This is a genomic window from Streptomyces sp. NBC_01233 (assembly GCF_035989305.1).
Taxonomy (GTDB): Bacteria; Actinomycetota; Actinomycetes; order Streptomycetales; family Streptomycetaceae; genus Streptomyces.
In genome coordinates this window covers 5,985,711-6,000,020 of sequence record NZ_CP108514.1, presented here as the reverse complement: position 1 = coordinate 6,000,020, position 14,310 = coordinate 5,985,711, and the positions used below count along the sequence as shown (strand labels likewise).

The following is a 14,310-nucleotide window of genomic DNA, read 5'->3' as shown; positions in this document are numbered from 1 at the left end:
CGCTCACCCGTCCGGGCCGTCAGTCCAGTGCGACAGCGGTACGCAAAGGATCCCGCAGGTCCGTTCCGCGCGCGAGCCATCGCTCCTGGAGGGCGGCCGCGCCGTGCACCCGCTTCCAGGCGGCCTCGTTCGCCGTCATGGGCAGCAGGGGCAGGAACTGCACGGGATCCATGGGCTCGTCGAGCACCAGGTCCTCCACCAGTCCCCCGGGTTCCGCGACGAGGACGGAGCTGAAGGGCGCCCCGTCCCAGAGCGGCCCGCCCACGTCCAGCGAGGCGCCGGCGGCCACGATCAGCCCCTCGACCTGCGGGGACGCGGCCAGTACCGCGAGCGGCCGGAGCAGTTTGTCGGTGGGCGCCAGCCCTCCCCGTACGGTCAGCACGAGCTCGGCGCGCGGGCCCCGTACGGGGTCGGCGACCACGGCGGTCGGATCGGTCATCGGGTGTGCGGACATCCCCAGGGTCGCGTACCGCACGAGGTCGCCCTCGGCGAAACGGAGTACCTCGATGCGGTCGGTGCCCAGGAAGGTGACGGCGGCGCGTGCGTCGGGTTCACCGAACGCGGAACGCAGCCGGGCTTCGACGAGGGCCAGAATTTCTGCCATGGAGCGAGCATAGAACTCGTATCAGGCGGGTAAAGGGCGGGTCTTGACCATCCGTCGGCTGATAGTGTTGACAGCTGTTCGGGGCCGCATGCCGAAGCATGCCTGGCACCCCGGAGACAGGACCTCCCCCACGGGGGACCGGCCGGAGGAGGTGGGGCTGCAATGGATCGAAGTCGATCGTGCAGTACCAATCGCTCTTCCGCTTCTGTGACGGGTGCTTCCCGCCCCGTCTGATCTCCTGATCAGTAGAAGAGCGACGGCAGAACTTTGTCCTCCCGTCCTGTTCCCTCCCCCGTGCCCGGGCCTGCCCGCCCGCGGTCGTGGAGGGTCTCCCACCCGTACGGTCCGCAGCCGTGCGTGCGAAGGAGCCTGCCATGTCGATGCTGCCCTACCTGCGTGCGGCCGTCCGCCCGTCACTGCGCAAGTCCACCCCCGCCCAGCCCGGCTATGACACCACCCGTGACCCGTCGGCGAGCAGTGCGGTGGTCGACTGCGCCGTGTACCGCGACGGCCGACGGATGCTGGGGCCGGCGTGTCTGACGCCCCGTGAGGCGATCCGCCGGGTCCGCGAGGACGGCGGTTTCGCCTGGATCGGCCTGCACGAGCCGACCGAGGCCGAGTTCGCGGGGATCGCCGCCACCTTCGGGCTGCACCCGCTGGCCGTGGAGGACGCGGTGCACGCGCACCAGCGGCCGAAGCTGGAGCGCTACGACGACACGCTCTTCACCGTCTTCAAGACGATCCATTACGTCGAGCACGCCGAACTGACCGCCACCAGCGAGGTCGTGGAGACCGGCGAGGTGATGTGCTTCACCGGCCCCGACTTCGTCATCACCGTGCGGCACGGTGGCCAGGGTTCCCTCAAGGGGCTGCGCCACCGGCTCCAGGACGACCCCGACCTCCTCGCCAAGGGCCCCTCGTCGGTCCTGCACTCCATCGCCGACCACGTCGTCGACGGGTACATCGCGGTCGCGGCGGCGGTACAGGACGACATCGACGAGGTGGAGAGCGACGTGTTCGCCGCCCCCGCCAAGGGCAGTACGCGCGGCGGCGACGCGGGCCGCATCTACCAGCTCAAGCGCGAGGTACTGGAGTTCAAGCGGGCGGTCTCGCCGCTGCTGCGCCCGATGGAGCTGCTGAGCGAGCGGCCGATGCGGCTGGTGGACCCGGACATCCAGAAGTACTTCCGGGACGTCGCCGACCACCTGGCACGGGTGCACGAGCAGGTGATGGGCTTCGACGAGCTGCTGAACTCCATCCTGCAGGCCAACCTCGCGCAGGCGACGGTCGCCCAGAACGAGGACATGCGCAAGATCACCTCCTGGGCGGCGATCATCGCCGTGCCGACGATGATCTGCGGGGTGTACGGGATGAACTTCGAGCACATGCCGGAGCTCCACTGGCGCTACGGCTACCCGATGGTGATGGCCGCGATCGCCGCCTCCTGCTTCACCATCCACCGCGCGCTGCGCCGCCACGGCTGGCTGTAGGGCGCGCGGAGGGACCCCCTACCCTGTCCGCATGACTCTCAGCACGCTCGACCTGGCCCTCGTCGAGGAGGCCACCAAGAAGTCCGGCCTGATCTGGGTCCGCGGCGCCGGGGCCGACCGCGCCCTGTGGCACGCCTGGGTGGACGGCGCGGCCCATGTCCTGGGCGACGGGCCCGGCGAGCAGCCGTTCCCGGGGCTCGCGGACGGCGCGGCCGCCGAGGTGACCGTGCGGAGCAAGGACAAGGGCGGCCGGCTGGTGGCCTGGACGGCGACCGTGCGCGAGCTCCCGCCGCGCGGCGAGGAGTGGGCGGCGGCGGTGGCCGAGCTCAAGGGCAAGCGGCTGAACGCGCCCGACTCCGAGGACATGACGGAGCGGTGGGCTCGGGAGTGCCGACTGCTCCGCCTGGAGCCGGAGGCGCTCTCCGCCCTCCCCGGCGGCTCGCTGGCCGCGGCCCCGCTCGCGTCCCCGGCGATCACCCGCCGCCCGATCCCGGCGCACCTGCCGAAGCTCCTGCTCAAGCGCAAGAAGTCCGCCCGGGGTTAGGGCGTTCCGGCGGACCACCCCGCCGCCCTGCCGACGGCCACATTGCCGTCACTCTCCTCCGCTGCCGTCCTCCTCAGGGGGGTTGTGCCCTTCTCGAGGACGGTGGGGTCCCGGGGGCGCCTCAAGGCTTGGTGGGGTTCGCGCCCTGGCCGGAGCCCTTGGAGGGGGCCGGGGCGGGCTCGCCGCTCTGGCCCTTCGTCGTCGGCAGCTGGGTGCCGTAGTCGACCGTCTGATCCTGCGCGGGCGGGTCGAGAGGGAAGGTTTTGCCCCACTCGGCGAGTTCCACCCGGCCGGCGCCGCCCGCGCGCTCCATGAGCAGCGGGTACGGGGTCCCCTCCAGGGACACCGAGAGCTTTCCGCCCTTGCCCTCGTCCGCGGTGACCTGGACCGCGCGGGTGTGCCCGACCTTGGTGTACGAGCCCTTGGCGAGCTTGCCCTCCAGTCCGAGCAGCCCGTCCAGCAGCACGTCCATGTCGGTGAAGCCGCGGAACTGCTTGTACGAGGGGTCGCCCTCGGGCACCTTCACGTACTTGTCGCCGAGTTTGCCGGCCGAGTCGGACTGGCCCCAGAACGCCGCGCTCGCCTTCAGGTACAGCTGCTCGCCCACGCGCAGCAGCTGGAAGGTGTCGTCCTTCGACTTCACCTCGCCGGAGCCGCCGTCCGACTTCAGCCGCATGTCGAGGGTGAAGGACTTGCCGCCGCTCACCAGCGTGCCGGACAGGTGCACCGAGTCGGCCTCCGTGGCGGCCGCCTTCGCCTTCGCCTCGATCTTGTCGGCGGAGAGCTTGCCGACGCCGTTCGTGCCCTCGTCGGGGTCCTCCCCGCAGCCCGTACCGGTGACGGCGAGACCCGCGCACAAGACACCGATGAAGGCGGCCCGGCGCAGCCGCGCGGCAGGGAAGTAGGCGGTCACGTGCAGGTGCCTCTCGTCGGTCGTCTGCGGGCAGCAGGCAGCGTACGTCTGCGAGCCGCAGGCAGCGTACCCGCCCGTACGCCGCCGCCCGCGACCGCGCCCCAGGTGAGGGGGTCGGAACCCGCCGGGCCCCGGGCGGACCGCCCACCAGGACGCTTCCTCGCGGCACGGGCTAGCCTGAGGGGCGGCACGACTCTTGATCGACGCACTAGGAGGCGCTCGGATGGTTGCAGGCGCCCCGCGGATCTTCGTCTCGCATCTGTCGGGTGTGCCCGTCTTCGATCCCAACGGGGACCAGGTCGGCCGGGTCCGCGACCTCGTCGCGATGCTGCGCGTAGGCGGCCGCCCGCCACGGCTGCTGGGCCTGGTCGTCGAGGTGGTCAGCCGGCGCCGGATCTTCCTGCCGATGACCCGCGTCACGGGCGTGGAGTCCGGGCAGGTCATCACCACCGGTGTCGTCAACATGCGGCGCTTCGAGCAGCGCCCCACCGAGCGGCTGGTCCTGGGCGAACTGCTGGACCGCCGCGTGACGCTGGTCGGCAGCGGCGAGGAGGTCACCGTCCTGGACGTGGCCATCCAGCAGCTGCCGGCCCGCCGCGACTGGGAGATCGACCGGATCTTCGTACGGAAGGGCAAGTCGGGGGCGCTGCGCCGGCGGGGCGAGACGCTGACGGTGGAGTGGTCGGCGGTGACGGGCTTCTCGCTGGAGGAGCACGGGCAGGGCGCCGAGAACCTGGTCGCCACCTTCGAGCAGATGCGCCCGGCCGACGTGGCGAACGTGCTCCACCACCTGACGCCGAAGCGGCGCGCCGAGGTGGCCAGCGCCCTCGACGACGACCGGCTCGCGGACGTCATGGAGGAGCTGCCCGAGGACGAGCAGGTGGAGATCCTCGGCAAGCTGAAGGAGGAGCGCGCCGCCGACGTCCTGGAGGCGATGGACCCGGACGACGCGGCCGACCTGCTCTCCGAGCTGCCGGAGGACGACAAGGAGCGGCTGCTGACGCTGATGCAGCCGGACGACGCGGCCGACGTGCGCCGTCTGCTGTCCTACGAGGAGAACACCGCCGGCGGTCTGATGACCACCGAGCCGATCGTGCTGCGGCCGGACGCGACGGTCGCGGACGCCCTGGCCCGCGTACGGCAGGCGGACCTGTCACCGGCCCTGGCGGCGCAGGTGTACGTGTGCCGGCCTCCGGACGAGACCCCGACGGGCAAGTACCTGGGCACGGTGCACTTCCAGCGGCTGCTGCGGGACCCCCCGTTCACACTGGTCAGCTCGATCGTGGACACGGACCTGCCGCCGCTGCGGCCGAACGCCTCGCTGCCCGCGGTGACCACGCACCTGGCCGCCTACAACATGGTGGCCGTGCCGGTGGTCGACGAGGGCGGCTCCCTGCTGGGCGCGGTGACCGTGGACGACGTGCTGGACCACCTGCTGCCGGACGACTGGCGGGAGACGGACTTCCATTCCGAGGAGGCCCTGGGTGGCCGCTGAGCGAGGACGCTTCGACCGAGGGCGGGGCGAGCAGGCGCGCGAGCGGCGCCGCGAGCAGATCCGGGAGCGGCGCGAGCAGGCGCGGATGCAGGCCCGCGAACACGGGCTGGCGGCGGACGCGGCGGAACGTTCCGGCGAGCGCGCGGCGAAGGCGGCGAGCACCGGTTCGAGCGCGCTGACGCGCTCGCGGGTGCGCCTGGACCTGCCGCGGGCGCCGCGCCGGTCGCTGCTGCCCGAGTACGACCCGGAGGCCTTCGGGCGGCTGTCGGAGCGGGTGGCGCGGTTCCTGGGCACGGGCCGGTTCATCGTCTGGATGACCCTGGTCGTCATCGTCTGGGTGCTGTGGAACATCTTCGCGCCGGACGGCCTGCGGTTCGACCCGTACCCGTTCATCTTCCTGACGCTGATGCTGTCGCTCCAGGCGTCCTATGCCGCTCCGCTGATCCTGCTCGCGCAGAACCGGCAGGACGACCGCGACCGGGTCAACCTGGAGCAGGACCGCAAGCAGAACGAGCGGTCCATCGCCGACACGGAGTACCTGACCCGCGAGGTCGCGGCCCTGCGCATGGGCCTGGGCGAGGTCGCCACGCGCGACTGGATCAGGTCCGAGTTCCAGGACCTGATCAAGGAGATGGACGAGCGGCGCCTATTCCCGGCGGAACGTGATGAAGGCGACCGCTGACGGGCTTTCCCGAGCCCTGCTACCGAGCCGTACCATCGGGGCATGGCTACCGACACAAGCTCCGCCGCCGTGCCTGAGCAGGACGCGATCCTGGACGCTCTGGCGACGGTGAACGACCCCGAGATCCACCGGCCGATCACCGAGCTCGGCATGGTCAAATCGGTGGAGATCGGCGACGGCGGCGCGGTCGCCGTCACGGTCTACCTCACGGTGTCGGGCTGCCCCATGCGCGAGACCATCACCAAGAACGTCACCGAGGCCGTCGAGAAGGTCGCGGGCGTCACCTCCGTCGCCGTCTCCCTCGACGTGATGAGCGACGAGCAGCGCAAGGACCTGGCCGCCACCCTGCGCGGCGGCACCGCCGAGCGCGAGGTGCCCTTCGCCAAGCCGGGCTCGCTGACCCGCGTGTACGCGGTCGCGTCCGGCAAGGGCGGTGTCGGCAAGTCCTCGGTCACGGTCAACCTGGCCGCGGCCATGGCGGCCGACGGCCTGAAGGTCGGCGTGGTCGACGCCGACATCTACGGCCACAGCGTGCCGCGCATGCTGGGCGTGGACGGCCGTCCCACCCAGGTCGAGAACATGATCATGCCGCCGTCGGCGCACGGCGTGAAGGTCATCTCCATCGGCATGTTCACCCCGGGCAACGCCCCGGTGGTGTGGCGCGGCCCGATGCTGCACCGCGCGCTGCAGCAGTTCCTGGCGGACGTGTTCTGGGGCGACCTGGACGTCCTGCTGCTGGACCTGCCGCCGGGCACCGGTGACATCGCGATCTCGGTGGCCCAGCTGGTGCCGAACGCCGAGATCCTGGTCGTCACCACCCCGCAGCAGGCCGCGGCCGAGGTCGCGGAGCGGGCCGGCTCGATCGCCGTGCAGACCCACCAGAAGATCGTCGGCGTCGTCGAGAACATGTCGGGCCTGCCGTGCCCGCACTGCGACGAGATGGTGGACGTCTTCGGCTCGGGCGGTGGCCAGAGGGTCGCCGACGGGCTGACCAAGACGGTCGGCGCGACGGTGCCGGTGCTGGGCTCGATCCCGATCGACGTCCGCCTGCGCGAGGGCGGCGACGAGGGCAAGCCGGTCGTCCTGTCCGACCCGGACTCCCCGGCCGGCGCGGCCCTGCGCGCCATCGCCGGCAAGCTCGGCGGCCGCAGCCGCGGCCTCTCGGGCATGTCCCTGGGCATCACTCCCCGGAACAAGTTCTAGCCGACCGCGGCCCGCACGGGCCGCGCGGCGTGAAAAGGGCGCCGCCGACCGGCGGTGCCCTTTCCCGTACCCGCCTGCCCGCTACTCGTACGTGCCGAGGTCCGCGATCGCCGAGAACCCGAGCCCGTACGCGCTCATCCCCCGCCCGTACGCCCCCAGGTGCACCCCGCTCCCGGTGGAACCCGCGAGCACCCAGCCGAACTCCGACTCCCGGTAGTGGAACGGCGTCGGCTCCCCGTCGACCGGCAGCGACAGCGTCGACCAGTCCTCCCCGGCGAGGTCGTCCGCGAGCTCCCACGCGGCCTCGGTCTGCTGGTCGAGCCAGTCGTCGCGCAGGGAGTGGTCCATCTGCCCGGGCCAGCTGTAGGCCAGCAGCCCGGAGCCGGCCAGCCAGGCCGCCGAGGAGACCGAGGTGGCCTCCAGGACGCCGGTGCCGTCGCCGCTGCGGCGCAGCGGGTTGCTCGCCACGGTGATGACCACCGCGAAGCGTTCCTTCTCGCCGGTGGCGATCTCGCCCCGGGCGGACGGCTCGTCGCCGTGACCGGTGGAGCCGTGCTCCACGGTCCCGTCGGCGGCGGTGCCGACCTGCATCAGCCAGCGGTGGCCGCTGAAGGCCCCGTCCAGCCCGTACCAGGGGAAGTCTGCGGCCAGGAAGCCCTCGGCCGTCCGCCGGGCGGCCGGCACGGGTGCGGCGGCCTCCTGCGGCTGTGTGTCGGTCTGCGCGCCGGTCACCGCGTCGGTCTGCGGTTCCTGTGCGGCTGCGGCGGCGGTGGCGGGTGCCTCGGCGGTCTGCGCCCCGACCCGGCTACTGCTCGTCGTCTCCATCTGAGCGGCCTCTCGTTCCGTGGGGTCCGGAACGGCCCTCCCCCTCGCTGGGCTGGGGGGACCCCCTCCCTCGGGCGTCCTGGGTCCGGACAACAGATGGAGGATAGCCACCCGACCGCGGATCGCCGGGCAGGCCGCGTGTCACGTGGCGTCGGCGTCGAAGCGCGAGCGCTGTTCCGGGGCCGGGGAGACGGGCTTCTTCAGCAGATCCGGGCCGGTGCCGATGGGCGTGGCGGCCGACGGGGAGGCCGCCGCGGGGGTGGCCTCGTCGCTGTTCACGGCGTCGGCGACGTCGTTCAGCTCCTTGCGGAGATCGAAGCTGCTGCGGATCTCCTTGAGGTCCTCGTTCTCGGTCAGCTGCTTGCGGATGAACGTCTTCGGATTCAGGTCCTCGAACTCGAAGTCCTTGAATTCCGGGCCGAGTTCGGAGCGGATGTCCTGCTTCGCACTGTCCGAGAACGCACGGATCTTCCGGATGACGCCCGTCACGTCCTGAATGACCTTGGGCAGCTTGTCCGGGCCGAAAACGAGAATGGCGAGCACCACGATCGTGACGAGTTCGAGTGCGCCTATGTCGTTGAACACCTTGCCGCTCCTCGGCTCTGTATCACTTCGGGCCCGGACACACGGTACCCGGCCTTGTCCTCGCACCCATACCTGCGGGCCGCTCCGTGGCCGTTTCACCCCCAGACTTCGTCCGGGAGGTGACCCGGCCGTCACCCCGCGCTCATGATCCGTTCGCCGATCCGAGGACCACCTGGAGCGTGCGTTCCCTGCCCTCGCGCAGCACGGTGAGGGTCAGCGGATCGCCCGGGCGGTGCGCCCGGATCTTGATGATCAGCTCGTCTCCGCCGCGGACCCGCTGGCCGTCCACCTTGGTGATCACGTCGCCGGCCTTGATCCCGGCGCGCGCGCCCGGCCCGTCGGTGACCACGGACGGCTTGCCGTCCTCGCCCTTGTCCCCGACCCGGGCTCCGTCGCCCGTGTAGTCCATGTCGAGGGTGACCCCGATGACGGGGTGCGTGGCGCGGCCGGTGCGGATGAGTTCCTCGGCTACGCGCTTGCCCTGGTTGATGGGGATGGCGAAGCCGAGCCCGATGGAGCCGCCCTGGCGGGTGGGATCGTCCTTGTCGGCTCCGCGGATCGCGCTGTTGATGCCGACCACGTGGGCCTTGGCGTCGAGGAGGGGGCCGCCGGAGTTCCCGGGGTTGATGGGGGCGTCCGTCTGCAGGGCGTCGACGTAGCTGATGTCGCTGCCGTCGCCCTTGTCGCCGCCCGCGGTGACGGGCCGGCCGGTGGCGCTGATGATGCCGGAGGTGACGGTGTTCGAGAGGTCGAAGGGTGCGCCGATGGCCACCACCGGGTCGCCGACCTGCACGTTCTCGGAGTTGCCCAGGCTCAGCGGCCTCAGGCCCCGTACGCCGCTGACCTTGACCACGGCCAGGTCGTACCCGGAGTCGCGGCCGACCAGCTCGGCGGTGACGCTCTCGCCGGTGCTGAAGGTGACCGCTATCTCCTTGGAGTCGGCGACCACGTGGTTGTTGGTCAGGATGTGGCCCTGCTCGTCGAGGACGAAGCCGGTGCCCGTGCCGCTGCCCTTCTCGCCCCGCACGTGCAGGGTCACCACCCCGGGCAGCGCGGTGGCCGCGATCCCGGCCACGCTCCCGGGCGCCCGGCCCTTGTCCGCGACCGCGGCCTGGGGGAGTTCCAGCCGCGTGCTGCTCTGCCGCTCCGCGAGCACACCGACGTAGCCGCCGATCCCGCCGGCGAGCAGGGCGGTTCCGGCGCTGAGGGCCGCCACCTGCCACAGCCGGAAGCCGCGCCGTTCCCTGCCGCGGTCCACGACCTGCAGCGGCTGCCCGCCCCAGGGGTCGTACCGCACCTCGCGGGCCGGCGCCGCCCCGTCCGGGACGGCGCCCCCGGAGGCCGGGAGGCCGTCCTCGGCTCCGGACTCCGGCCACGCCTCCTGCCCCGTCCTGTCCCCGGCTCCAGGCCGCGGGGAGGGCACTCCATCGGGGCGGCCGTCAGCCGTGCCCTCGGGCCGGCTCCACCACTGTGGAGCCGGATCGGTCTGCTGCCTGTCGGCCATGGGCGCTCCCCGCGTACCTATGCGCATGTGCCACAGATTCAACCAGCTACGGGGTCAGCGCAGCAGGGAGACCGGACGGGCCGGGCTCGCCGGGGTGGGGTGCACGGGCGGCAGCGGGGTCGCCGCGGTGGACAGGAGGCTCGGGACGGCTGCGGGCGTGGGCATCCGCTCGCGCACCGCCGCGTCGGCCGCGGGCAGCGCGGGGCCGGGCCTGGAAGCGGGAGCCGGGGAATCCCCCCGGACGTTCGGGTCCGCGGCCTCCTGCGGCAGCCCGCCGCCCAGCGCGAGCGCGGCCAGCGACACGGCTCCGGCCGCGACGAAGGCGAACCGGCGGCGCGGTCGGCCCACCTCGTGGATGCGGAAGCCCTGCTGCTGCGGCCGGGCGGCCGCGTGCAGCCCGTACGCGAAGGCCTCGAAGGGGTCGGCCGCCGTCGGTCCCGGGCCCGGTGGACCCGGGGGGCCGGACCGGCCGTCAGGACCGCCGCCGGGCAGCCCTTGCAGCCGCGCCAGCAGTCCTGCGGACAGCGGCGGCGGCGCGCTCTCGACGAACATGGTCTTCAGGCGGCGCTGGGCATCGGCCTCGGCCTTGCACTTGGCACACGTCGCCAGGTGGGCCAGGACCCGCTCCCGCGCGTCGTGCTTCAGCTCCCCGTCCACCAGGGCGGCAAGCCGGTCGCCCAGGTGCTGTTCGGCAGGGGACGGACTGACTCCGCTCACTCGGCTCCGCCCTCTCCCCCGGCGCCGGGGGCGCCCATCGACACGCCCGCCAGGGCGCGCTGCTCGGCACGGGCCTCGGGAGACCGGTGCTTGAGCGCCTTGCGCAGGTGCGAACGGCCCCGGTGGATGCGGCTGCGCACGGTGCCGAGCTTCACGCCGAGCGTGGCGGCGATCTCCTCGTACGACAGGCCCTCGATGTCGCACAGCACCACGGCCGCGCGGAACTCGGGCGCGAGGGTGTCCAGCGCCTGCTGGACGTCCGCGTCGAAGTGGGTGTCGTGCAGCACCTGCTGCGGGGACGGCTCGCGGCTCGGCAGCCGCTCGGCGGCGTCGTCGGCGAGCGCGTCGAAGCGGATCCGCTGCTTGCGGCGGACCATGTCCAGGAACAGGTTCGTCGTGATCCGGTGGAGCCAGCCCTCGAACGTGCCGGGCGTGTACGTGGAGAGCGAGCGGAAGACGCGGACGAAGACCTCTTGGGTCAGGTCCTCGGCGTCGTGCTGGTTCCCCGTCAGACGGTAGGCAAGGCGGTAGACCCGCGCGCTGTGCGTGCTGACGATCTCCTCCCACGAGGGAGGGGTCCACGCCTGGGAGCCCGCATCGGCGGCGAAGGTCGCGGTGGTTGCGGCGTCGGCGGTGTGGAAGCGGTCAGCAATGTAGGTCACGGATTTCGGCTCACCCGCCGACCAGAAGAGGCGTCTCAGCACGCCCCCACGATCCACAGGCGCAGCCGCACCTCCCCTGTCGGCTCTGGTGGTGTCCAGTGGAGTCCCTACCATAGCCACCCCCTCTGTCAGCTCCGGATAAGCATTTTTGCAGTATCTTTACGCAGGACTTAGGCCCCCGGAGCGGTCCCGGCCGCCGATCTGCCCGCCGCCGCCCTTCTCGTCCCGCCTCCACCCCTCACAACGCCCGGTCCCATCTGCGGGTTCCCGACGTCAGCGGATACAGTCACCGTTGCGCCAACTATGGGGACAGGAGAGGGTCATTACCGGCAACCGGCAGACGAGCTGGGCGTTCGCCGACGCGTTTGTCGCCGAGGACGACGCTCTGCGATGGGCCCGCGACCGGTCCAGGGAAGCGGGCCTGCGCTCCGTCTCCCCCGGCACCGGGGCCGCGCTGCGCCTGCTGGCCGCCACCGCGGACGCCAAGGCGGTCGCCGAGATCGGCACCGGAACCGGCGTCTCCGGCATCCACCTCCTGCACGGCATGCGCCCCGACGGCGTGCTGACCACGGTGGATCCCGAGCCGGACCGGCAGGCCTTCGCCCGCCAGGCCTTCCGCGCCGCCGGCTTCGCGGGCAACCGCGCCCGCTTCATCCCCGGCCGCGCCCTCGACGTCCTGCCCCGGCTCGCCGACGGCGGATACGACCTCGTCTTCTGCGACGGGGACCCCACCGAGTCCCTCGACTACCTCGCTGAATCGTTGCGTCTGCTGCGCCCCGGCGGGCTGGTGTGCTTCGAGGGGGTCTTCTCCGACGGCCGCACGGTCGACTCCGCGGCCCAGCCGCTGGAGGTGCTCCGCGTCCGCGAGCTGCTGCGCAGCGTGCGGGAGAGCCCGGCACTCGAGGCCGCTCTGCTCCCGGTGGGCGACGGACTGCTCTGCGCCGTCCGTCGCTGAGCGCCGGACGCCCGGCGCCCGGCTCCCCGTACGGTCAGCTCAGGAGCGCGAAGGTGAGGGCGGCCGTGCCGCCCAGGGCGGTGCCGGCGAGGAGCTGAGCCGGTGTGTGCGCCTTCAGCACCAGGCGGGACCAGCCGACGGCGGCGGCGACCAGGGCCGCGGGGAGCGCCGGCGGGCCGAAGACGAGCGCCAGGATCATCACCGCGCCGCCCGCCACCGACATGTGGATGGATATCTGCCAGCCGACGGTGACCAGCAGGGACGAGACCAGCCCCACGAGCATCGCGACGACGAGCGCGAAGACGTCCCGGGGCGCGCCGAGGACGTGCAGCAGGGTGATCCCGGCGATCACGGAGAGCAGGCTCAGGCCCATCGGGACGAGCCGCTGGCGCCGCACCCGGATGTGCTGGTCGGTCAGCGCCCCCCGGCGGACGCCGAGGACGATGACGGCGATCGGGACCACACCGCAGAACAGGGCGCCGAGCAGGCCCCAGCCGAGCCCGGTCCACGAAGTGGTGCTGCGCCACCCGATCAGCAGGAGCAGGGCCACGACCAGGTTCGCCGGCGCCAGGACGTCGGAGAGGACCCGGGCGGCCTTCTGGCGGGGGCCGCAGTCGGCGAAGGCGGGCGGCGCGGGCGGGGAGAAGGGCACGGCGTGGCTCCGGCGGGGATCTGTCCTCGAACACGACACAACGCTGCCCCGGCCGCTGATCGCGGTCGGGGCAGCGCAGAGAATGCAGAATGCAGAAGGTGGAGGTGCTGTCAGCGTCCTTGGGGGGTCAGCCGACGACCTTCTTCAGGGCGTCACCCAGGGCGTCCGCCTCATCGGGGGTCAGCTCGACGACAAGCCGACCGCCGCCCTCGAGCGGTACGCGCATGACGATGCCCCGCCCCTCCTTGGTGACCTCGAGCGGGCCGTCGCCCGTCCGCGGCTTCATGGCCGCCATGCTCGTTCCCCTTCCTGAAACCAGCTCATCGTCAGCCGACGGCCCCATTCAGGCGCCTAATACCCGGCATCGAACACATTGCTTCCCAGCCATTATCCCGCATGTCAGGACCCGATGACCAACATCGGCTGGGAACGCTTGGGCAACGCACTTGACCAAAACCACTCATTTCGGGGACCCGCCTGCGATACTTCGCCGCCGCACCGCGGGAACGGCCTCGGCTTTCTTTGACGCACATCACATGTGCGCGCCGCGTCCGGTCCGCCATGCTGGCCCTTGCACCGGCCGGTACCGGCCGGTAGCCAAGCCCGCGACGAAGGGGGACCCCCTGCCATGGCCGACAGCGTGCTCTACGAAGTGACCGACGGACTCGCGACCATCACGATCAACCGTCCGGACGCGATGAACGCGATGAACACCGAGGCCAAGGTCGCCCTGCGCGACGCGGTCCAGGCCGCGGCCGTCGACACGGCGGTGCGCGCCGTCCTGCTGACCGCGGCCGGCGACCGGGCCTTCTGCGTGGGCCAGGACCTCAAGGAGCACATCGGTAACCTCGCCTCGGACCGCGAGACCGGTACGTCGCTGACCATGACCACGGTCGCCGACCACTACAACCCGATCGTGCGGGCGCTCACCGAGATGCCGAAGCCCGTGGTGGCCGGGGTGAACGGCGTCGCGGCCGGCGCGGGATTCGGCTTCGCGCTGGCGGCGGACTTCCGGGTGGTCGCCGACACCGCCTCCTTCAACACCTCGTTCGCCGGAGTGGCGCTGACCGCCGACTCGGGGGTCTCGTGGACCCTCCCCCGCCTGATCGGCGCCTCCCGCGCCTCGGACCTGCTGCTGTTCCCGCGTTCGGTCAAGGCCCAGGAGGCGTACGAGCTCGGCATCGTCAACCGCCTGGTTCCCGCGGACTCCCTGCACGCGGAGGCCGAGGCCGTGGCCCGCACGCTCGCCGCGGGCCCCACGGTCGCGTACGCCGCTCTGAAGGAGTCCCTGGCCTACGGGGCCTCCCACTCCCTCGCGGAGTCCCTGGCCCACGAGGACGTCCTCCAGACCCGTGCGGGGGCCTCCGAGGACCACGGCATCGCCGTCCAGGCCTTCCTCGCGAAGCAGCCGCCGAAGTACCTCGGCCGCTAGCTCGTCCCGGCACCGGCGGGGCCGGGGGCCGTGCGCCCCCGGCAGCC

The 14,310-nt window shown here is 72.2% G+C and carries 16 protein-coding genes; 7 read left to right on the top strand and 9 right to left on the bottom strand.

Annotated features, from left to right (window positions below; translation table 11 throughout):
- Positions 1 to 19 precede the first annotated feature (19 nt).
- Positions 20 to 604 carry a suppressor of fused domain protein gene (locus tag OG332_RS28755; protein WP_327416181.1) on the bottom strand — a complete coding sequence of 195 codons (585 nt, stop codon included), beginning with the start codon at positions 602 to 604 and terminating at the stop codon, positions 20 to 22.
- 374 nt (positions 605 to 978) lie between these two features.
- Between OG332_RS28755 and OG332_RS28750 the strand changes: the two genes are divergently transcribed.
- Complete coding sequence (locus OG332_RS28750; protein WP_327416180.1) at positions 979 to 2,094, top strand: magnesium and cobalt transport protein CorA; 1,116 nt, start codon at positions 979 to 981, stop codon at positions 2,092 to 2,094.
- Between the two features lie 31 nt (positions 2,095 to 2,125).
- A complete protein-coding gene (locus OG332_RS28745; protein WP_327416179.1) occupies positions 2,126 to 2,638 on the top strand; it encodes a hypothetical protein in 513 nt (170 codons plus the stop codon).
- Between the two features lie 121 nt (positions 2,639 to 2,759).
- Here OG332_RS28745 and OG332_RS28740 read toward each other — a convergent pair whose 3' ends face one another.
- Positions 2,760 to 3,551, bottom strand: coding sequence for a hypothetical protein (locus OG332_RS28740; protein WP_327416178.1), 792 nt, complete (start codon positions 3,549 to 3,551; stop codon positions 2,760 to 2,762).
- A gap of 223 nt (positions 3,552 to 3,774) precedes the next feature.
- Here OG332_RS28740 and OG332_RS28735 point away from each other — a divergent pair, with 223 nt between their 5' ends.
- From OG332_RS28735 to OG332_RS28725, 3 genes are all read left to right on the top strand, one after another.
- Positions 3,775 to 5,046: a magnesium transporter MgtE N-terminal domain-containing protein gene (locus OG332_RS28735; RefSeq protein WP_327416177.1), complete on the top strand. Its 1,272-nt coding sequence runs from the start codon at positions 3,775 to 3,777 to the stop codon at positions 5,044 to 5,046.
- An 85-nt stretch (positions 5,047 to 5,131) separates the two neighbouring features.
- Entirely contained in the window at positions 5,132 to 5,728 is a 597-nt protein-coding gene (locus OG332_RS28730) for a DUF1003 domain-containing protein (protein ID WP_327419399.1), read from the top strand.
- 42 nt (positions 5,729 to 5,770) lie between these two features.
- Entirely contained in the window at positions 5,771 to 6,931 is a 1,161-nt protein-coding gene (locus tag OG332_RS28725) for an Mrp/NBP35 family ATP-binding protein (RefSeq protein ID WP_327416176.1), read from the top strand.
- An 81-nt stretch (positions 6,932 to 7,012) separates the two neighbouring features.
- Here the strand turns inward: OG332_RS28725 and OG332_RS28720 are convergent, their stop codons facing one another.
- The 5 genes from OG332_RS28720 to sigE all read right to left on the bottom strand — a co-directional run bounded on the left by OG332_RS28720 (position 7,013) and on the right by sigE (position 11,338).
- Complete coding sequence (locus tag OG332_RS28720) at positions 7,013 to 7,756, bottom strand: hypothetical protein (protein ID WP_327416175.1); 744 nt, start codon at positions 7,754 to 7,756, stop codon at positions 7,013 to 7,015.
- 141 nt (positions 7,757 to 7,897) lie between these two features.
- Positions 7,898 to 8,341: a sec-independent translocase gene (locus tag OG332_RS28715; protein ID WP_327416174.1), complete on the bottom strand. Its 444-nt coding sequence runs from the start codon at positions 8,339 to 8,341 to the stop codon at positions 7,898 to 7,900.
- 142 nt (positions 8,342 to 8,483) lie between these two features.
- Positions 8,484 to 9,845, bottom strand: a complete 1,362-nt coding sequence (locus OG332_RS28710) for a S1C family serine protease (protein ID WP_442816221.1) — start codon at positions 9,843 to 9,845, stop codon at positions 8,484 to 8,486.
- 54 nt (positions 9,846 to 9,899) lie between these two features.
- A complete protein-coding gene (locus OG332_RS28705) occupies positions 9,900 to 10,562 on the bottom strand; it encodes a zf-HC2 domain-containing protein (RefSeq protein ID WP_327416172.1) in 663 nt (220 codons plus the stop codon).
- Positions 10,559 to 11,338 carry an RNA polymerase sigma factor SigE gene (sigE, locus tag OG332_RS28700; RefSeq protein WP_327416171.1) on the bottom strand — a complete coding sequence of 260 codons (780 nt, stop codon included), beginning with the start codon at positions 11,336 to 11,338 and terminating at the stop codon, positions 10,559 to 10,561. Before sigE ends, OG332_RS28705 begins: the two co-directional genes overlap by 4 nt.
- A gap of 178 nt (positions 11,339 to 11,516) precedes the next feature.
- Between sigE and OG332_RS28695 the strand changes: the two genes are divergently transcribed.
- On the top strand, positions 11,517 to 12,179 hold the full coding sequence (locus OG332_RS28695; protein ID WP_327416170.1) for an O-methyltransferase: 663 nt from the start codon (positions 11,517 to 11,519) through the stop codon (positions 12,177 to 12,179).
- A gap of 34 nt (positions 12,180 to 12,213) precedes the next feature.
- Here the strand turns inward: OG332_RS28695 and OG332_RS28690 are convergent, their stop codons facing one another.
- Together OG332_RS28690 and OG332_RS28685 are read right to left on the bottom strand one after the other, a co-directional pair.
- Positions 12,214 to 12,831 (bottom strand): phosphatase PAP2 family protein, encoded by a 618-nt coding sequence (locus OG332_RS28690; protein ID WP_327416169.1) that lies wholly within the window; start codon positions 12,829 to 12,831, stop codon positions 12,214 to 12,216.
- 127 nt (positions 12,832 to 12,958) lie between these two features.
- Complete coding sequence (locus tag OG332_RS28685) at positions 12,959 to 13,126, bottom strand: DUF3117 domain-containing protein (RefSeq protein ID WP_003966491.1); 168 nt, start codon at positions 13,124 to 13,126, stop codon at positions 12,959 to 12,961.
- Positions 13,127 to 13,459: 333 nt separating this feature from the next.
- On the opposite strand from OG332_RS28685, the gene OG332_RS28680 reads away from it, so the two are divergent.
- Positions 13,460 to 14,263, top strand: coding sequence for an enoyl-CoA hydratase/isomerase family protein (locus tag OG332_RS28680; protein WP_327416168.1), 804 nt, complete (start codon positions 13,460 to 13,462; stop codon positions 14,261 to 14,263).
- Positions 14,264 to 14,310 lie beyond the last annotated feature (47 nt).